Origin of the sequence: Raoultella sp. T31, from assembly GCF_002806725.1 — a bacterium.
Classification (GTDB): domain Bacteria; phylum Pseudomonadota; class Gammaproteobacteria; order Enterobacterales; family Enterobacteriaceae; genus Klebsiella; species Klebsiella electrica.
In genome coordinates this window covers 153,172-172,271 of sequence record NZ_PIBO01000001.1, presented here as the reverse complement: position 1 = coordinate 172,271, position 19,100 = coordinate 153,172, and the positions used below count along the sequence as shown (strand labels likewise).

The 19,100-nt window shown below is 54.4% G+C and carries 19 protein-coding genes and 1 pseudogene; 11 read left to right on the top strand and 9 right to left on the bottom strand.

Translation table 11 applies throughout. The features are described 5' to 3' along the window. Positions 1-5: 5 nt before the first annotated feature. Positions 6-929, top strand: coding sequence for an acyltransferase (locus CWM52_RS00885; RefSeq protein ID WP_165785330.1), 924 nt, complete (start codon positions 6-8; stop codon positions 927-929). 29 nt (positions 930-958) lie between these two features. Here the strand turns inward: CWM52_RS00885 and pagP are convergent, their stop codons facing one another. The 4 genes from pagP to CWM52_RS00865 form a co-directional block, all read right to left on the bottom strand. Next, positions 959-1,534, bottom strand: coding sequence for a lipid IV(A) palmitoyltransferase PagP (pagP, locus tag CWM52_RS00880; RefSeq protein WP_100682468.1), 576 nt, complete (start codon positions 1,532-1,534; stop codon positions 959-961). A gap of 65 nt (positions 1,535-1,599) precedes the next feature. Further along, positions 1,600-3,111, bottom strand: a complete 1,512-nt coding sequence (locus tag CWM52_RS00875) for an alpha/beta fold hydrolase (RefSeq protein WP_165785329.1) — start codon at positions 3,109-3,111, stop codon at positions 1,600-1,602. A 348-nt stretch (positions 3,112-3,459) separates the two neighbouring features. Further along, the gene (gene dadX, locus CWM52_RS00870; RefSeq protein WP_100682366.1) at positions 3,460-4,530 is read right to left on the bottom strand and encodes a catabolic alanine racemase DadX; all 1,071 of its coding nucleotides are present in this window, start codon (positions 4,528-4,530) and stop codon (positions 3,460-3,462) included. A 9-nt stretch (positions 4,531-4,539) separates the two neighbouring features. Next, positions 4,540-5,838 (bottom strand): D-amino acid dehydrogenase, encoded by a 1,299-nt coding sequence (locus CWM52_RS00865; protein ID WP_100682365.1) that lies wholly within the window; start codon positions 5,836-5,838, stop codon positions 4,540-4,542. Positions 5,839-6,159: 321 nt separating this feature from the next. Between CWM52_RS00865 and CWM52_RS00860 the strand changes: the two genes are divergently transcribed. Further along, a complete protein-coding gene (locus CWM52_RS00860; RefSeq protein ID WP_100682364.1) occupies positions 6,160-7,692 on the top strand; it encodes a SpoVR family protein in 1,533 nt (510 codons plus the stop codon). A 55-nt stretch (positions 7,693-7,747) separates the two neighbouring features. Here the strand turns inward: CWM52_RS00860 and fadR are convergent, their stop codons facing one another. After that, positions 7,748-8,467: a fatty acid metabolism transcriptional regulator FadR gene (gene fadR / locus CWM52_RS00855; RefSeq protein WP_100682363.1), complete on the bottom strand. Its 720-nt coding sequence runs from the start codon at positions 8,465-8,467 to the stop codon at positions 7,748-7,750. Between the two features lie 316 nt (positions 8,468-8,783). Between fadR and dsbB the strand changes: the two genes are divergently transcribed. The 4 genes from dsbB (at position 8,784) to CWM52_RS00835 (ending at position 11,457) form a co-directional block, all read left to right on the top strand. Then, the gene (gene dsbB / locus CWM52_RS00850) at positions 8,784-9,314 is read left to right on the top strand and encodes a disulfide bond formation protein DsbB (protein ID WP_100682362.1); all 531 of its coding nucleotides are present in this window, start codon (positions 8,784-8,786) and stop codon (positions 9,312-9,314) included. A 114-nt stretch (positions 9,315-9,428) separates the two neighbouring features. Further along, positions 9,429-9,773 (top strand): DUF1971 domain-containing protein, encoded by a 345-nt coding sequence (locus CWM52_RS00845; protein WP_100682361.1) that lies wholly within the window; start codon positions 9,429-9,431, stop codon positions 9,771-9,773. A gap of 243 nt (positions 9,774-10,016) precedes the next feature. Continuing rightward, on the top strand, positions 10,017-10,565 hold the full coding sequence (locus CWM52_RS00840) for a hypothetical protein (protein ID WP_224742540.1): 549 nt from the start codon (positions 10,017-10,019) through the stop codon (positions 10,563-10,565). A gap of 388 nt (positions 10,566-10,953) precedes the next feature. Next, positions 10,954-11,457 carry a DUF1003 domain-containing protein gene (locus tag CWM52_RS00835; protein WP_100682360.1) on the top strand — a complete coding sequence of 168 codons (504 nt, stop codon included), beginning with the start codon at positions 10,954-10,956 and terminating at the stop codon, positions 11,455-11,457. Between the two features lie 516 nt (positions 11,458-11,973). On the opposite strand, the gene CWM52_RS00830 is transcribed toward CWM52_RS00835, so the two are convergent. The 3 genes and pseudogenes from CWM52_RS00830 to CWM52_RS00825 all read right to left on the bottom strand — a co-directional run. Further along, positions 11,974-13,662 carry a thiamine pyrophosphate-binding protein gene (locus CWM52_RS00830; RefSeq protein ID WP_100682359.1) on the bottom strand — a complete coding sequence of 563 codons (1,689 nt, stop codon included), beginning with the start codon at positions 13,660-13,662 and terminating at the stop codon, positions 11,974-11,976. A 577-nt stretch (positions 13,663-14,239) separates the two neighbouring features. Then, positions 14,240-14,377 (bottom strand): hypothetical protein, encoded by a 138-nt coding sequence (locus CWM52_RS26235; RefSeq protein ID WP_165785327.1) that lies wholly within the window; start codon positions 14,375-14,377, stop codon positions 14,240-14,242. Between the two features lie 51 nt (positions 14,378-14,428). Beyond that, positions 14,429-14,527: pseudogene (locus tag CWM52_RS00825) on the bottom strand (SDR family oxidoreductase); the annotation flags it as partial. Positions 14,528-14,662: 135 nt separating this feature from the next. Here CWM52_RS00825 and CWM52_RS00820 point away from each other — a divergent pair. The 5 genes from CWM52_RS00820 to CWM52_RS00800 all read left to right on the top strand — a co-directional run bounded on the left by CWM52_RS00820 (position 14,663) and on the right by CWM52_RS00800 (position 17,717). Next, positions 14,663-15,469: a MipA/OmpV family protein gene (locus CWM52_RS00820; RefSeq protein WP_100682358.1), complete on the top strand. Its 807-nt coding sequence runs from the start codon at positions 14,663-14,665 to the stop codon at positions 15,467-15,469. 9 nt (positions 15,470-15,478) lie between these two features. Further along, on the top strand, positions 15,479-16,594 hold the full coding sequence (locus tag CWM52_RS00815; protein WP_100682357.1) for a serine hydrolase domain-containing protein: 1,116 nt from the start codon (positions 15,479-15,481) through the stop codon (positions 16,592-16,594). Beyond that, the gene (locus tag CWM52_RS00810) at positions 16,581-16,928 is read left to right on the top strand and encodes a hypothetical protein (RefSeq protein ID WP_100682356.1); all 348 of its coding nucleotides are present in this window, start codon (positions 16,581-16,583) and stop codon (positions 16,926-16,928) included. Before CWM52_RS00815 ends, CWM52_RS00810 begins: the two co-directional genes overlap by 14 nt. 190 nt (positions 16,929-17,118) lie before the next feature. After that, positions 17,119-17,487 (top strand): hypothetical protein, encoded by a 369-nt coding sequence (locus CWM52_RS00805; RefSeq protein ID WP_227521247.1) that lies wholly within the window; start codon positions 17,119-17,121, stop codon positions 17,485-17,487. A 2-nt stretch (positions 17,488-17,489) separates the two neighbouring features. After that, positions 17,490-17,717, top strand: coding sequence for a helix-turn-helix domain-containing protein (locus CWM52_RS00800; protein WP_100682354.1), 228 nt, complete (start codon positions 17,490-17,492; stop codon positions 17,715-17,717). Between the two features lie 866 nt (positions 17,718-18,583). Here CWM52_RS00800 and CWM52_RS00795 read toward each other — a convergent pair. Then, positions 18,584-19,030, bottom strand: coding sequence for a YcgN family cysteine cluster protein (locus CWM52_RS00795; protein ID WP_100682353.1), 447 nt, complete (start codon positions 19,028-19,030; stop codon positions 18,584-18,586). Between the last annotated feature and the right edge of the window lie 70 nt (positions 19,031-19,100).

Sequence of the window (19,100 nt, the reverse complement as noted above, 5' to 3'; positions counted from 1 at the left end):
GATGCATGACGGCGGTCACCTTCTTTACCATCTATAACACCTGGGATCGGTATGATTACGACTATCACTGGATCCTCGGTTTTCTGACCTTTATCTCGACCATCGCCACGCCGCTGTTTTTTGTGGTGGCGGGCTATCTCGATGCTCAGTCCCGACATAACGCGAGCTGGCAGATGGGGAAAATTAAAAGCGTGGTGATCGTCTTTCTTTTCTGGATGACGATTTACTACCTCTTTGAGCCCTACCAGCGCGGCTATCTTATCCAGCCATGGTTTGTCTTCGCCTTTATCGTGATTTATACCTTCCACCCGCTGGTCGAGTGGCTAAGCCTGCGCAGAAGGGTCTTCTTTAGCGTGGTGTTTGTGTTACTGCTTTTCTGCTATGGCTACGACCTGCTGGCGGTCCTTTGGCCCAACGTTCATCCGCTAACTTTGCCACCGCAGTATCGTCTGTGGACCTGGCTGTTGTTCTATTTAACCGGCCAGTTGTTTAACGACCCGCTGGTGGTGCGCTGGCTTAACCGCGATAGCGTTATCAAAGCCACGATGTGCGCCATACCCTTTATTTATCTTTTCACCTGGTTTTACGAGCGTCATTTCTTTTTCGCCCTGTTCAAGGCCGACAGAAATGCGTTCATTCTCACCGGTTCACAAATTTATATTCTGGTGGTCGCGCTGGTGATTGCGGCCAACGGCGTCCGTTTCCGTAAAAACAGCGAGTTTAAAGAGAGTATCCTGGCGGCAGTCAGCAAAACGATGACCGGGGTTTATATCCTCCATTACTCCATTTTTCATCTGCTGAGCGCCCTTATCCCTATCGGTTCGCTGACCACAAAATTAATGCTGATTGTCCTGACGTTTGTCGTCTCGGTATTGATTTCAATGCTGGTGCTATCCCACTCCGTCGCTAAAAAAGTGATCACCCTTTAAATTACCGGCGCCCTCCCTGGCGGCCGGGTTTAAAAACCATAGCGCAGCCAGGCAAACAGGACGTTGCCGTTATTGTAGGTGCCGGGAATATAGGTGAACTGTACGCTCAGCCGCTGATAGCTTGCGGAAAATAAAGGCAGAATTATCGGTAAGGGGACGTAATTCGCGAAATCATCACGGGCGGTGATCCCGGCGGTCACGCCGAGACCAAGGCGGAAATCCTGGCGGCTATCCAGATACCAGCCCTTCTCCCAGCCGTAGCCGATTATCGGCTGCCACTTGTTATGCGAATCCTTAAACATCATGGCGTACAGCGAACTCCAGTCGCCATCATCGTGATAGCGAGAGACGCCGAAGCCGCCGCCCCAGGGCATCTCATTGTAGTTGTCGGTTTTCTCTTTATCGTAGGTTAAGCGGTTGTGCCAACTGAGAAACGGCAGATACAGGTCATAATTTTGCGGCTGATTCCAGGTTTGCGAAACATCATTTTGGAGCCAGTCCCACCAGCCGATGATGCGCTGTTCACCGTAGACATGATCTTCAGCCTGGACCGCCGTAGCGCAAATAATCAGGGTACCCCACACCACCAGCCGACAATGTTGCATAGTTTTTTCCTTAAAAAAATCAACGTTAATCATTCAGCCCGAGAAATAAACGGAGCTCCTGTGCATTATAATCCCGATTCAGGCGCAGACGGCAAAGCGCCGTGAATATGTTGCTCAATACGCGCCATCATAAACGGAAAGAACGGATTAGAGGTCACGCGCATCAGCGTATCCAGCCCTACGCTGAGGGTTGCGGTCTCTCCGCGCAGCGAAATGGTACCGATACTGATGCCGTAAAGGTTCTTCTCCGTCGGCTCGCGACCGTACAGAGAATCGCTCATCGGAAAAGGTACCGCGACGTGCGACAGCGAATACATATCCTGCGGCCACGCGATGTTCAGCCGCGTCACTTGCTCCTCTTGCGCGCCCGCTGGCGTGGTTCGCGCGACGGTATCGTACGTCGTGGACGAGGCATTGGTAATCACCGTTGTGCGATAGCGGCGCGGCGCTGGCGGCAATAGCGTGTTGAGCGCAGAGTAGACCGCGGGTCGAAACAACGCGCGCAGATTCGCCGCCTGGTTGATATCGAAAACCACCAGTTCGCTGCCGTTTTCCGGCAAATAGCGATACAGCGACTCCACCACCGCCCTGGTGCTGACGGTGGAGTCCATCACCGACTGAAAAGTCAGCACCGGGGCCAGCGCAGCAAGCCGCTGGCTGCGGGAGTCCTCGACAATTTTCGCCTGCAGCGCCTGGGTTAACAGCCACGACTGTCGGGCCGCCTTCACCGGAAATGAATTGTATTTATAAGGATTAAACTCAGGCGCCACGTTAAGCCATGCCGCGCGCGCAAAAGCGGGAAACACCGCCGGTAGCCCCGTCAGCCCGGCAAAGCGGGCAAATGCGGTCACCCCGATCATCGGCGACAGCAGGACTATCTGCTGCGGCTGAGACAAGGCGTTATCATCCAGCGCGTCGAGCGCATATTTCAGCGCCAGCGCGCCGCCGTTGGAATAGCCGATAACATGCAGCGGGACGTTCGCCCCGGCCAGTCGGGTGGCTTCGCGTACCGCCAGTCGCGTTGCCGCCATCCACTGCTGCCAGTCAACGGCGGTGAGCGAACCCGGCGCAGTACCGTGCCCCGGCAGCCTCGGCACCACGGCAACGAACCCCTGCTGCTGGTAGGCTTTTGCCAGATAGTGCACGCTGTACGGCGAGTCCGTCAAGCCATGAAGCAACACCGCGGCGCCGCGCGGCGTCCCCGCGGGCAACAGCACAAAGGAGCGATTCCAGTCGGGCTGAAACTGTTGCGGATAGACCTGGCTTTGGGCATAAAAACGATTAAGCGGCGTTTTTTCATCATCCTGAAGCGTATTGGTCAGCTGACTTCTCATCTGGCGAAAAATCGTCTCTTCTCGCGCCAGATAGCCAGCGAAGGTCGCGTGGTCAATCTCCGTCGCCGACATTTCATCAGCAGCCCAGGTATGCCACGGATGCAGGGCGGGCCCACGCTGTGTTTCGTAAATACGCCCGGCCATAAAAACGGTCACCACGATAAGCAGAGCAATCGCTATTTTTTTCACCAGCGAGGCCACTTTTGAACCGGCTTTAATCAGAGGGCGGGTAAAACTCATCATTGGCATATCGCTGTCCGTTTTGTTTTCTGTACATGACGACCGTTGGCTCGCTGGGGCATTGTAGTCATGTGATGGAGGTTGTTTCCAGACCTCGTCAGTCGCTGATGTTACCGTCGGCGTTAAGCAGATCGTAGCAGGCAACGGAATCGAATCAAGGAGCAGGCGCGATTGCGAAGAGATCGTCGATGGTCGAGCCGACGTGCGCGATATGAGGGTGCGAAGCGGACCCGCGCTGCCGACATCCGGCTGACGGGGTGTTGCTTGAGGGGGGTTAGCGGAAAGCCAGAATTCCGGCCGCTGCCGGAAATCCTGGCTGATAAGCCCGGCCAATGACGCCGCTTACGGAAGTTACCCTGTCACGACTGGAACGCGCGGCGCCAGCGCGCACATTAATTCATAGCCGACGGTGCCGCAGGCGCTGGCGACATCATCAATTTTGATCTCCTTGCCCCACAGCTCGACCGGCGCGCCGATCCCGGCCTGCGGGCAAGGCGTTAGATCGACCGCCAGCATATCCATTGAAACCCGGCCCACCGTGTGGGTCCGAACGCCGTCCACCAGCACCGGCGTACCGTCCGGCGCCACGCGCGGATAGCCGTCGGCGTAACCGCAGGCCACAATCCCAATACGCTGCTCGCCGGACGTCCGATACCGCCCTCCGTAGCCAACCACCTCGCCCGCCTGCAGATTCTGCACGGCGATGATTTCGCTGCTGAGCGTCATTACCGGCTTGAGGCCGCTGTTGGCGACATCCTGCCATTGCCCGGAAGGCGATGCGCCATACAGCACAATACCCGGTCTCACCCAGTCGAAATGGGCTTCAGGATGCCACAGTGTCGCCGCCGAGTTCGCCAGCGAACGCGGGCAATCGAGCCCTTCCGCCGCCTGCTCGATGCGGCGCATCGGCTCAATAATACCCTGCGGATTTTCCGCATCGGCAAAATGCGACATCAGCGTCATGGTGCTGACGTTATTCAGCGCCCGCAGCTGCTGCCAGACGGTATGGAGGCGATCCGGCATAAAGCCGAGTCGATTCATCCCGCTGTTGACCTTGACGTAGATATCCAGCGGCGCGTGGAGCTTCGCCTGCTGCAGCGCCTTAATCTGCCAGTTGCTGTGCACGCTGGTGGTCAGGCGGTATTTATCAAATAGCGCCAGCTCGTCGGCGTGGAAGAACCCCTCGAGCATCAGAATCGGACCTTTCCAGCCGTGCTCGCGCAGCAGAATCGCCTCTTCAAGGTTGAGCATCGCGAAGCCATCTGCGCCGCTCAGCGCGCTCCAGACGCGCGACAGGCCATGACCATAGGCGTTGGCTTTCACCACCGCCCACAGGCGCGAGGCGGGAGCCGCACGCCGGACAATCTGCAAATTATGCCGCAAGGCCGGCAAATCAATGCTGGCCAATACAGGACGGGACATGAAGACTCCTTAGTTATGAACGCCGTGCAGATGCTGAGGACGTGCCGGCGTAAAACCGGGGCTATAGCGCGCGACGGCCAGATCATCATACGGGATGGCCGGTGTACGGCCGGAGATCAAATCGCTGAGCAACTGCCCGGAACCGCAGGCCATCGTCCAGCCCAGCGTGCCGTGCCCGGTGTTCAGCCACAAATTCTTATACGCCGTACGGCCCACCACCGGCGTGCCGTCCGGGGTCATCGGACGCAGCCCGGTCCAGAACGTTGCCTGCTCGACGTGGCCACCGCGCGGGAACAGATCGCGGACCACCATCTCCAGCGTTTCCCGACGCGGCTTCAGCAGCTCTTTATTAAAACCGACGATTTCCGCCATCCCGCCCACGCGGATGCGCTGGTCAAAGCGGGTAATGGCGATTTTGTAGGTTTCATCAAGAATAGTCGAAACCGGCGCGCCGTCTTCCTCGGCAATCGGAATGGTCAGCGAATAGCCCTTCAGCGGATAGACCGGAATGTCCACCAGCCCTTTCAGCATCGCGGTTGAGTATGAACCAAAGGCCATCACATAGGCATCGCCTTTGATGATTTCAGCGCCGCATTTTACACCGGCAATCTGTTCGCCTTCATACAGCAGCGCATCCACCGGCGTATTAAAGCGGAAGGTGACGCCCGCCTGCGCCGCCATGGCCGCCAGGCGGGTGGTAAACAGCTGGCAATCGCCGGTTTCATCATTGGGCAGACGCAGACCGCCGGTCAGCTTGTGGCTGACCTCGGCCAGCGCGGGCTCCACTTCCAGCAAACGCTGCGCTTCCAGAAGCTGGTATGGAACGCCGGCATCTTCCAGCACGGCGATGTCGCGGGTGGCGTTTTCATACTGTTTTTCGGTACGGAACAGCTGCAATGTGCCGCCCTGGCGGCCTTCATACTGGATCCCGGTGCTTTCGCGCAGCGCTTTCAGGCAGTCGCGGCTGTATTCCGCCAGACGTACCATCCGCCCTTTGTTCTCCATATAATGGCGGGTATCGCAGTTGCGCAGCATTTGCCACATCCATTTCAGCTGGAACGGGGTGCCGTCAAGACCGATAGCCAGCGGCGCGTGGCGCTGGAACATCCATTTGATGGCCTTCAGCGGCACACCCGGAGCCGCCCACGGCGCAGCATAGCCCGGGGAAATCTGCCCGGCGTTAGCGGCGCTGGTCTCTTCCGCCGCCCCGGGTTGACGATCGATAACCGTCACTTCGTGACCCGCCTGGCTTAAATACCATGCACTTGCAACCCCAACTACCCCACTTCCCAGTATGACGACTCGCATAGCGACTCCGTAATAGTTAAAGAACAATCATCTGATTACAAATTGATAACTCAGATGAAAATATTATTCAACATACGCTTTATTTATGGTGACTTAACTCACAGCAAACCGCACCAGTACTGACCCCATAGATTTACTATCTCGTGCTGCGCTTCATTTTTCCTCAGAATAATATTCTGCAAACATGGATTAACCAGGCCTTTAAGATTGCGAAATCGCGAAGAAAAGAAATTGTCGGGAGGCGCAGTTTGTCGTCCCCTGTTCTATGCTTGATAAGAGGCTTTCCGTACAGAGAGAGCCACCTACAACGAGGGCGCGCTAATGGCTACGATTGATTCCATGAACAGGGACACCACTCGTTTAAGCGATGGACCCGACTGGACTTTTGAACTGCTGGAAACCTACCTTGCCGAGGTTGACCGGGTAGCGAAGCTGTACCGTCTCGACACCTATCCGCACCAGATCGAAGTCATTACGTCCGAGCAGATGATGGACGCCTACTCCAGCGTCGGCATGCCCATCAACTACCCGCACTGGTCGTTCGGTAAGAAGTTTATCGAAACCGAGCAGGCGTATAAGCACGGTCAGCAGGGACTGGCCTATGAGATTGTCATTAACTCCAATCCCTGCATCGCCTATCTGATGGAGGAAAACACAATAACCATGCAGGCGCTGGTCATGGCCCATGCCTGCTACGGCCATAACTCTTTTTTCAAAAACAACTATCTGTTCCGCAGCTGGACCGACGCCAGCTCGATCATTGACTATCTGATTTTCGCCCGGAAATACATTACCGACTGCGAGGAGCGCTACGGCGTTGATGAGGTTGAGAAGCTCCTCGACTCCTGTCATGCCCTGATGAACTACGGCGTCGATCGCTACAAACGCCCGCAAAAAATCTCGTTGCAGGAGGAGAAAGCGCGGCAGAAGAGCCGGGAAGAGTATCTGCAAAGCCAGGTGAATATGCTGTGGCGTACCCTGCCGAAGCGGGAAGAAGAGAAGACCATTGAGTCGGCCCGCCGCTACCCTTCAGAGCCGCAGGAGAACCTGCTGTACTTTATGGAGAAGAACGCGCCGCTGCTGGAACCGTGGCAGCGCGAAATTCTGCGTATCGTGCGCAAGGTCAGCCAGTATTTTTATCCGCAAAAACAGACCCAGGTGATGAACGAAGGGTGGGCCACCTTCTGGCACTATACGATCCTCAATCATCTTTATGACGAAGGGAAAGTGACGGAGCGCTTTATGCTGGAGTTTCTGCACAGCCACACCAACGTGGTGTTCCAGCCGCCCTATAACAGCCAGTGGTATAGCGGGATTAACCCCTACGCCCTCGGCTTCGCCATGTTCCAGGACATTAAGCGTATATGCCAGTCGCCGACCGAAGAAGACCGCTACTGGTTCCCGGATATCGCCGGCTCGGACTGGCTGGAAACGCTGCATTTCGCCATGCGTGATTTTAAAGATGAGAGTTTTATCAGCCAGTTCCTGTCGCCGAAGGTCATGCGCGATTTCCGCTTCTTTACGGTGCTGGATGACGATCATAATAACTACCTGGAGATCTCCGCTATCCATAACGAGGAGGGGTATCGGGAGATCCGCTCGAAGCTGTCCGCCCAGTACAATCTCAGCAACCTCGAGCCGAATATTCAGGTGTGGAGCGTCGATCTACGCGGCGACCGCTCACTGACGCTGCGCTATGTGCCGCACAATCGCGTCCCGCTGGATAAAGGGCGTCGGGAAGTGCTCAAGCACGTCCATCGTCTGTGGGGGTTTGATATCCTGCTGGAACAACAAAATGCCGATGGCAGTATCGAACTGCTGGAGCGCAGCCCGCCGCGCCAGAACGCGCTGTAAAACGATGAAAAAATGCCCGACAGCTTGCCGGGCATTTTTATCGTAGCCGTGCGCCTTAACGCATACCGATGACTAAATCACCCGGCATGGTTTTCTGCATCCGGTGCCAGATCTCGCCACTGTCGTGACCGTAGCGACGGACAATCTCGTAAACCTTCTCGTGCAGCCCCTCTTCGCATACTTTCGTCAGCTGATGATAGAAGCCCAGCGCCAGGCTGCGCGCTTCCGGGTTGGCGAAATAGTGACGCCCGATGCGGGTATACAGCCCTTTCATTCCGTTAAGGATCAGGCCATAAATCGGGTTACCGGAGGCAAACGCCAGGCCGCGGAAAATGTTGTAATCCAGCTCGGCGAACGCGTCGGCGTGATCTTCGACTTCCCGCGCGCTGGCCAGCACGTCCAGCGCCTTATCGGGATGCTGGCGGAACGCAGTGCGGATGAAGATAGTAGAGATGTTGGTACGTACCGACAGCAGGTTATCGATCAGTTGCGGAACGCTGTCATGATCAAGACGCGCCAGGGTTTCGAGAATATTCAGCCCGGACGTTTCCCAGAAATTATTCACCTTCGTCGGTTTGCCGTGCTGAATCGTCAACCAACCGTCGCGAGCCAGACGTTGCAACACTTCGCGTAAGGTAGTACGGGTTACACCAATCAGTTCAGAAAGTTCACGTTCGGCGGGAAGGATGGTGCCTGGGGGAAAACGATTATTCCAGATACTTTCAATGATGTACTCTTCCGCGAAACCCGCAGGGCTTTGCGCCTTAATGACCATAATTAGATTTCCATTACACAGCGTTGCAAATTCCACTCATCATACCAGAGCCGTTATAGAGCAGATAGCGCCTGGAAGTAATTAAAAGGGGATCGCCGTTTCATTTTCAACTTTTCGTTACCCCCCCGCCATGGGGGGAATGCCGGGTGAAGTCAGTTGCCTCGCGGCGGCTTTCCCTCCGCCTTCCTCGATGCGCTGAGCGTGGCGGCGGTGGCGGAATCAAAACTCTTTTACGTAATATTTTCCGGCTTGCTGCTGGCGTCGGTTCGGTTTTCGTTTACACTGCCATGATTTAGCTTGTTCCAGGGAAATAACTATGTTGCGATATTTAAACCAGTGCTCAAGGGGACGCGGAGCCTGGCTCCTGATGGCGTTAACCGCTTTTATCCTTGAATTAGTCGCGCTGTGGTTCCAGCATGTGATGTTGCTGCAACCTTGTGTGATGTGTATTTATGAACGTTGTGCGTTATTAGGCGTTATGGGCGCCGGTATTGTCGGGGCCATCGCGCCGAAAACACCGCTGCGCTATGTGGCGCTGGCTATCTGGCTGTACAGCGCGCTGCGCGGACTACAGCTGTCATGGGAACACACTTTGCTTCAGCTGCACCCCTCCCCGTTCCAGACCTGCGATTTCGCCGCCCGTTTTCCGACGTGGCTGCCGCTGGATAAGTGGATCCCGCAGATGTTCGTCGCCAGCGGTGACTGCTCCGTTCGTCAGTGGGAGTTTCTGACGCTGGAGATGCCGCAGTGGCTGGTGGGGATCTTCGCCGCCTATCTGCTCGTGGGGCTGCTGGTGCTGATTGCTCAGCCTTTCAAACCTAAAAAACGCGATCTTTTCGGCCGCTAAGTCGGTGAGAGTAAAACGCTCCTTCAGGGAGCGTTTTTTTTGCCTGTTGATTGACGATACCGCCCTTAAAGATGCATATTTAATACATCTTATATATCCGCTAAGGAGCTGACGATGTCTCACCTGCGTATTCCTGCTCACTGGAGAGTTAAACGTTCCACCCCGTTCTTCACTAAACAGAACGTCCCCGCCGCCCTGCTCAGCCACCATAATACCGCCGCCGGCGTCTTCGGCCAGCTGTGCGTGATGGCAGGAACGGTCATCTACTATGGCTTTGCTGATGAACAGGCGACCGAGCCGGAAGTGAAGGTGGTGATTAACGCCGGTCAGTTTGCCACCAGCCCGCCGCAGTACTGGCATCGCATCGAGATGAGCGATGACGCGCAGTTCAATATCAACTTCTGGGTAGAAGAAGAGAGCGATGGCGAAAACGGGCTGTTTCACGCCAGAAAAGTCTGAGCCAGCCATCCCGGTAGCGTCAGCCCGGAGGCCATTGAACAGGCCTCGTCGTGGGGGCAGGAGATGTCTACCGGGGTGGGTTCAGCCCGTACATGACTCTGAGATGTCTGTTAAACCAGTCATCATCTCACCCCCTATCCCGTAGCGCGTCTCCCTGACATGCCGAAATATGCTAAAATTTATACAGCGGAAACCGGGGATAAGCTGAGATAATTTTCAGTACCTTAGTCAAGGTGAGGGAGTATGGATAGTGTGAGATACAAACAGGATATCCGGAAACGATATTCCACATGGCTGTGGTGCGGAAGTTTATATTTGGTTTCATGGCATTGTTCTGCCGATGAAATAAACCTGTACTCAATAAATACCGGCTCATACGTTTATCATTTAACGCACAATCACGGGCAGTATACTGAAAATTTTGAAAATAACTTTATCTCCGTTGAGCGAAAATTCTCGGATGACTCAAAAAATAGCTTTGTTTTAGGCACAATGAAAAACAGCTTTAATGACCGATGTCTGGCTGCCGGCGTAAGAAGAGATTGGGTCGGCTGGGATAACGGCTGGGTTTTCAAAGGGATATATGGATATGTCGGTGAGTTTTTCTTTGACGCTTTCAGTGATTGCGGCGATCATGGCTCATACCATGACTTTAAGAAAGTAACAGGAATAGGTTTTTCTCCCTATATATATCATGGGTTCCAGTATAATTTTACGTCTTATTTTGGGATGGATGTCGGTATTATCATACCCTCAGTATTTGTCATTACGGCCCAATGGAGCTTTCGATAAATTCGACAGCCGCTCTGCTGCAAGCAATCGTCGGTACAGTGTCCGCTCCTGTATTTATCGCGTACCGCCTCTCCACTGACCAACTCACTGAGCTTTCTTTGCCAATAGTTTATGCGTGACGGGATCATCCTCGACCGGGGCATCGGGTATCTCGATGAACTCTGCGTACTGTTTGGGGTTAACCTTGAATACATGGCCGCAAGGCTCAGGTTCTCCGCAGCCTGACAGGCCATGAGTAGCCGTGCAACCGTAAGCGAGTATTATATGCAGTCGCTATAGCTAACGTATAACATACTTAGCGTATCTTCTCGTATGACAGGACTTCAGTTCCCGCTGATGCCAAAAATTTGGCGGTCCGGCAAATTCCTCCAACAGGATAGTTTTTGATATGCATACAGATAAAAAATTTCGTTTATATCGCCCCTTAAAAGGGATTACGCATACTTTCGGCGATGAATGGTTTGCGTTGAAAGCAGAAGCCTTCGCGCGTTTTTTTGGTACGCCGACATTTCTGATTGGACAGACTATCGCGGTGATCGTGTGGATTGTTCTGAACGTTGCAGGCGCCGTGAAGTTTGACCCCTATCCCTTTATTTTACTCAACCTGGCATTCAGTATACAGGCTGCTTATGCAGCTCCACTGATCCTGTTGGCGCAAACCCGACAGGCAGAACGCGATCAGGCGCATGCGCTGGCGGATGCGCAACACCGCGAAGATCTGGATGACGCCATGACGAAGCGCCAGATGCTCGCTGAGGAGCAGTCAGTACAACTGTTGGAATTACTGAAACAAAATACGCAGTTGACGGAACTGACCCGGCAAATGGCCGAGCGTATCGAAACGCTCACCGTGCAGCTTGCGAAGCGTGAATTTCACGGACAACAGAAATAAATGGGTTCTTCAGCGAGCAGCCCGGACAGTGATAACCCAGAACCGCAAGGTTGTATCTGGACAATACTGGCCTTAGCAACGCTTTTTAAAGCTTCCTGTAAGGATGACATTCGTCAGCCAGAACCGGAAAGCGCCGGGGTTTAGTCGGGACGACCTTATGCGGATGTTCAGCGGCGACTGTAACGAGCTTATCGCGTCCCCGCCTTAAAAGTGGCCCGCAGGCTGTTGCTGCGCTATTGAGCCTTATTGCTGAAGCCTGATATATCACGGGAAAGCCAGCAAGCAGGTTAACAGCGCTAAAGCACCATGCGCAGGTCTTCGAACATGACGACCAATGGCATCCGCCGCCGCGGGAATAGCTGCGGCGGCGAACCTGTAAATAGGTTAAATGATAAGCGGGTGAAAAACAGGGGCCAATCCACTCGCTGTCAGCAACTCCCGGTGCGCGTAATACCTCCTTCAAAAAATCTTCACACCACGGCGGTCGTTGCTGACCGCCCCCCAATCCTGGGCGAGTTAGCTGGTGCTGACCATAATCTCAATCAACCCTGGTTTTCCGCTGGCGATTGAGGCCTCAATGGCTGGCGCAATATCCGCGGCGCGGCGAATGCACTGTGTTGTTAACCCCATGGAGATCGCCAGCGCCTGGTAGTCTATCTTCGGCTGGGCGATATCCATGGCGACAAAAGTATTGGTCTGCGCCGAGGTATAGTGCTGCTGGCTGCGCATAAAATTTTTCAGAATGTTGTATTCCTGATTATTCATCACCACAAAGGTAACCGGAAGGTTTTCGTGCGCCGCGCTCCACATCGCCTGCGGTGAGTACATGGCAGCCCCATCGCCAACCAGGCATACCACCGGTTGACGACCGCGCCCAAGGCAGTAACCAATAGCTGCCGGCATCCCCCAGCCCAAAGCCCCGCCGCGCATAAAACCGTACTGGCCGGCCTGATCGCTGGAGAGAAACTGGCGCACCAGCGAAGAAACGCATAATGCCTCATCCACAATCGCCACATCCGGGCCGATCGCACGCACCGCCTCATGAGCGGCCACCAGCGGAGCGATCGTCGGTAGTCCGAATTTCGCCTGCACCTCTTTCTCCAGCGCTTCGCGCGCCCACTGCTTCTCATCCCGCGCTCGCGCAATCAGGTCGTTATATCGTTCGCGCTGCGCGGCCGTGGCGTTCTCCAGCATCGGCAACATCGCGTTGAGCGATACCTTGATATCTCCTACTACCGAGAGCCGCGTCGCATAAGATCGCCCAAGATCGTTCACGTCCGCAGAGAGTTGGTACACCGCGCAATTATCTGGCACGGCCGGGCCTTCACTGTAGAGAATAGTAATTAACGACTTCCCGCCTAAAGCAAAAATTGCCTGATAGTTTTGCAGGATCCCGGCGATGCCGCGCGCCGTGGTGGGCATATTGCCACGCCACAGAGGATGTGATGTCGGAAAAGGGATGCGTGAAGGCCAGGATGAACCGTAAACGTGCGCGCCCAGGAGCTCAGCAACCTGCTGAGTCTCCGCTGAAGCGTGACTGCTGTAAATCTCATCACCGGCAATCAGAGCCACTTTACCGGGTTGATATCCTGCCAGGAGATTCGCGAGATGCGGTAGCGAGCCGCCTGTCGCTCGTCGATCGATCTGCGAGGGTTCGCCAATCGCGACATCGCAAAGCTCATCCATAATGTCCATGGGTAGCGCGAGAAATACCGGTCCGCCTGGGGCAGCATTCGCGTCGTGAAATGCCCGCCGGATCAGTACCGGCAGCTGGGCCGCATTAGAGACGTTCTCCGCCCATTTCACTGCGGGGGCCGCGATGCTGAGCAGATCGTCATACAAGAGCGGATCGCTGATGGCGTGGCGCGTATCCTGTTGCCCGGCCGTCACCACCAGCGGCGTTTGTGAAACCTTCGCGTTAAGCAGGTTGCCCATGCCGTGCCCCAGCCCCCCTGCCGTATGCAAATTGAGGAACCCCGGTTTTCCCGATGCCTGGGCATAGCCATCCGCCATCGCTACCGCGCTGGCCTCCTGCAGGGCAAGAATATATTTCAGTGCCGGATTACGTAACAGAGCGTCAATCAACGGTAATTCAGTTGTGCCTGGATTGCCAAAAATGTACTCCACCCCTTCGCTGGATAGGGTTTCCAGCAGAACATCTGCTCCGCGTCGACGTTGCAGCGCGGCCGTCGTGATAACACTCATCGCTTTGACTCCATTGATTGTTGTTCTTCGCCAGTGCCGGTAGCACGGTGGACCACAGCCCCTTTCGCTCCTTCTGCGGCATCTGGTTGAGACGAAACTCAAATACCGTGTAGCCACCTTAAAATAGTCCTTTCCGCCTTTGCTGGCGATGGCCCTATGACGTTGCGGGTACAAAAACAATGCCACCGAGGATCGCGCATCGAAATTCTCTTCAGGCGTCGCCTGCAAAAGATAGCGTATTAACCGTTCGGCCAGAGTGTGTTGTAGGGCGGCGCGCAGGTCTGAACCGGGACCCAAAGCCGGGGGAATGGTTCCCCGGCCTGGGGCGCGGCCCGATGCCGGAGTAAGACTAGCACTAAGCGGCTGCGTCAATGGGCACTGATGAATACGCATACATGCCTGCCACTTTGGTACCCACTACACGACCTTGTAGCCCCGCTGGCTTTGCGTTCATCAGCGCGCCAATCCACTTCACTCCAGACGCTTAAGTTTTCTATGAGATCTTACACAAGAGGCTGACAACGCCAGTCTGCAAAGAATTTCGATAGATAATGATGAGTTTGAAACGTTCTCTCCTTTATTTTTTGGGTTCTACCGACTGCCAGATTTCAATATCCCAGTGACCATCACGACCATCACGACCATCGCAGAGGTAGTTTTCAAAACAAACGCCGCGAGCGAGTTCGTCATCGCTGTTTTCTATCGCCGTGTACAATTTTCAAACCGTAAAGTCATCACTCCTCCACACCATTATTGAAATAAACGTTTATAAACGCAGCAACCCGCCATCAACCACGTACTGGCTGCCCGTGACATAACTCGCATCATCAGATAACAAAAATAGCGCCACAGCGGCCGCTTCCTCCTGTACCCGTCTCCCGACCAAACCACGTTGTACTCGTCATGAAATTAAAGTAAAACAATAAAAACTTATTGTAAAACGATAAACACCAGGCTAGCCTGCATCCACTTCAACCACCTTTGCCAGGAGAGGCATCGAATGAAAAGCAGTCTGCAACAGGGTGTTTTGTTCTCAGGATTACTGATTTGTGCGCCGATACACAGCGCAGAGTTGTCCGGTTTTGCCGGGCTGGGCGTCAGCGCCCGCCCTATTTATTCGGGTTCAAACCACACGGCAGTGGAACCACTGCTGAAAGCGGGCGTGAATCTTCATAGCGAAAACTGGGGGTTGTTCGGTCTGTCTACCGACGGGCTGATATGGGGACTGACGCCGGACTCGCCCTTCAGCGTGAGCTTGCTATTAACGAAAGATGAAGCGCGAAAAGAGGTGTTTAACTACACGTTTTCCGGCGGTAAAAACCGCGATCTGCAAGGGATGGGCAACCTGTCAGCCGCAGTGATGGCTGGAGCAGACCTGCGCTACCAACAACAAAACTGGACGTTGTGGCTGCGACTGTTAGCCGCCACTGAAAATCAGCGTTATGGCGACGAATCTCCCGGCAGAAGCATAATCATCACCAGCGGCGTGGAAACAGTGCTCTGGCGCTGGCAGCGTGCCGCGCTCTCGGTCGGCGGCGATATAAGCTGGGCGAACAGCGCCTACCAGCAGCGCCACTACGGCGTCACGGCGCACCAGGCACAACGCACCGATTTTGAATTTTATTCCCCTTCATCAGGTTTCCAGCAAGGTGGTCTGTATGCCGAACTGGTGTGGCATTTCGATAAAAACCTGGCGGCGGGATTGACCAGCCGGGCGCAGTACCTGTTCGATAAAGCGGGGAGCAGCCCTCTGGTGGACAGCCGGATGCAGTACACCTTGTCGTCACTGATCCAGTACACATTCTGAGGCCGCGCCATGAGCAATTGTCACTTTCGCAGCCACGCGCGGTTGCTCGCTGCGGGCACGGTATTTATCTCACTGATTACCGCTGGTATTTACCTGCAACCCGGTTTCAGCACCCCGTCTCTTCGCCAGACGGGAGATGCCAGTATGGCGTCATTTTTAACGCCGTTATTGAAAGGATCGCGAGGCAGCGTCGCCGCCGCGCTAATCACGCCAAGCGGAGTTCAATACGCACTCTGGGACAGTGATTACAACAAGCAATATGAAATCGCCAGCCTGACCAAAACCATGACCAGCAGTTTACTCATGGAGGCATTTCGTCGGGGTGAAGCGACAGCGCAAACACGCGTCGGCGAACTTATTCCTGAAATCAGCGGCCCGGCGCGAGAAATAACTCTTGAGCAACTGGCATCACATCGCTCTGGCCTGCCGCCGTTGGCCTCATCGCTGCGCCAGAAGATCCGGATAATCAGCCGGATAATCCTCCGTGAAAATTTCTGGGAGTATGACGAAAAATCGGTTATCGAAATGGTGAATCATACCCGCTTAACCGCGCCCGCCAGGTTTGATTACTCCAATACCGGCTACGCCTTGCTGGGCCTGGCGCTGTCGCGAGCAGCAAATCAGCCTTTTACTACGCTATTGCAAACACGGGTTTTTGCGCAGGCGAAAATGGCAAATACCGTTGTTGCCGAAGAGTTAACCCCCGACACATCCACGTTTCACCACGGTTGGGCGGTGTCCGGGTTTGCCGAAGCGCCATGGATACAGCGCGCGTTTACACCGGCTGCCGGCGTGCGCTCGACCATCGTCGACATGGCGCATTATGCGCAGACTTTATTGGCGGGCAGCCTCGCCGGTAGTGCGGCAATGCCGCCACGCTTTTCCACTGACGATGCAGATTCACGCGTGGGTTACGCCTGGTTTACCACCCGTATTCATGGGCGGGACATCACCTGGCACGATGGTGAATCCTCTGGTTTTACCTCCGCCATAGCGTTCGATCCGCAGCAGCAATCGGCAGTGGTGATCCTCTCAGATACGGCCTGGCCCGTTATTGGTCCGGCCATACGCCTGTTGTTAACGCAGACGTCGGCTAAAATGGAAGCGCATCATGAACTGGATTGATATGTTGTGGGCAATATTAACCTTTGTCTCGGTCATTCTGTTTATTTGCGGCTCATGGGTTGCGCATGACAAAATACGGCTGTTGAACTACATCATGCTGGCTTTGATTGTCATGTATTGTGCTGAAATGATGCAGACAGTCACGCATCTGACCATGACCGGTTACCTGTTCAGAATGTTGACATGGACCGTTCAGGCTTCATTTATCACCATAAGCGTTTATCGCGTATGGCCAGAACCCTGGTTAAGGCGCGGCCCGCGTGTGCTGGCGGGTGGCAAGATTGCCATTTCTCTGCTACTTATGTCATGCTTAAGCATGCTGATTTTAAAATAGAATCCTTAATTCAGGAAGGTCCAAAGTGAAAGGTGTACGAAATAAACTCAGTCTGGTGTTTATCTCAGGAATATTGCCGCTCTTTTTCATCTTCGCCTTAATTACCCCCCTGTGGTTATATTTTTCCGGTGAGTCGTTTTTTATTTCCAGCATGCTTAAATTTGCCGAAATGCAGCCAGAAAGCCAGCCAATGGCTACCGTATCACCGCTTAACTCGTTACTGCTATTGATTATTCTGTATGTTCCCGTTGGGTTGTTCGCTTTCGCTATCTGGCAGGGAATGCAAGTGATGCGCCTGGTGGGCAAACGGCAAATCCTCAGCCTGGCGCTGGCGCGTTGTGTGCGTAATATTGCGTTGATGATGCTAAGCCTTGGCATGGTCTTACCGGTGTGCCGCTTTTTAATACCGCTGGTCGTCTGGTCGCCGGAAAAATATTTCCAGGTCACCGTGATGATTGGCGATGTGATTCTGTTGCTCAGCGGCGGCTTGTTATTTGTGACGTTTCACGCCATGCTCGCGGGGATCAGAGCGGAAGAAGAAACCAGGGAGTTTATCTGACTATGGCTGTGGTGGTTCATCTGGACAAACTGTTGGTAGAGAAAAAAATGACGTCCAGATCGCTGGCGGCTTTTATCGGTATTACTGAGCAAAATCTCTCGCTGCTCAAGTCCGGCAAAGTAAAGGGGATCCGTTTCGATACGCTGGCCAAGATTTGCGAAGCCATGGAGTGTCAGCCCGGCGACATTATCTCCTGGGAACCCGACCCCGCGACACCCGATGGAGAGTAACGCACAGACAGGCGTTTTGCCGACAATAAAAAGCCGGCAACACCGCTGCTGTCGGCTTTTTTATCTATGACCCGTCCTGAATAGCGTTGACACGTTCCTGACTTAAAGCCGAGAACGTGATGATGACTGAGTTCAAACGCCCCCAACGTGATTATCCTCTGTCCTTTAAAATCGCTGACGTTAACAGGTCGAAAAAGGCGAGATCACCTGTAAACAGACCCGGTAGCGATAGAGTAGCATGCCAGTTTCTGGGGTATAGCCGACAGGCGAGATATCAGGGCTGTGCAAGAGGCAGTAAACGACAGAAACAAAATGCACAGATGAAAAAACAGGATAACCTGTTCAATGACAGATGGTGATGACTGTTATCAGAATACGCTGGCTGAGCGAGTCTACGGGACAGAATCAGTATGTTGGAAGATCTCTAAAAGTGAACGGTCCGGTTCAGCGGGATACTTACAACAGGAGCGCCTGCCGGGGGAGGCAGTCCATTCTGGTACAAGGAGATAACTATTCAATAGGGCATTTGACGCCCGCGGACAGAGCACGCTATCCGGATACAGGTGCGGGGCGGCAGTACTGATAAATAATGTCCACTCGTTGAGCGACGTTCGGCAAAGCGGCAACCGCAGCGTCTTGCGCTTTACAAGACGGGCGGGCGTTCCTGTCGGGGGAGAGTCCCCCCCTGCTTCATCGCCTCAGCGAGGGGGTACACATCTGCACAGAGGGTTAACTACGTTGGCGGCAAAGGGAGGGTGGATAACCACCGTCATCAAATGGCAATGCTCAATGCAAATTACGCGGTTTGCCCCGGCGATGTCCCAGGCAAAAAATCAGTAACCACTTTCCCCGTGCATCTTAATGCCTCACTGCGCCCAGTCGGGCTTATTGAGGATATGGTCCTGCCAGTCGCGCACCGTCTCTTCTTTTACCGCAATATGGCGCACGGAGATACGTTCGCCGTGCATCGCCGCTTTCGAGCCGCTCAGCAGCGGGTGCCAGTGCGGCAGAGGCTGCCCTTCCGCCAGCAGACGATAGGCGCAGGTCGGCGGCAACCATTCGAACGTCGGCAGATTGTCGCGCGTCAGTTTGATGCAGTCCGGCTCATACTCGAAACGTCGTTCATAGTTACGGCACTGGCAGGTTTTAATATTTAACTGACGACAGGCGACATTGGTGAAATAGATCTCGTCCGTATCCTCATCCATCAGCTTATGCAGGCAGCACTGTCCGCAGCCGTCGCACAGTGATTCCCACTCTGCATCGGTCATTTCATCGAGTGTTTTGTGTTGCCAGAAAGGTTGTTCGCTCATAGGGGATATCCGTCATTGCCATTCAGGGTGCACCTTATAACCAGTCTGGCACGCTGATGCAAGTTTTGCC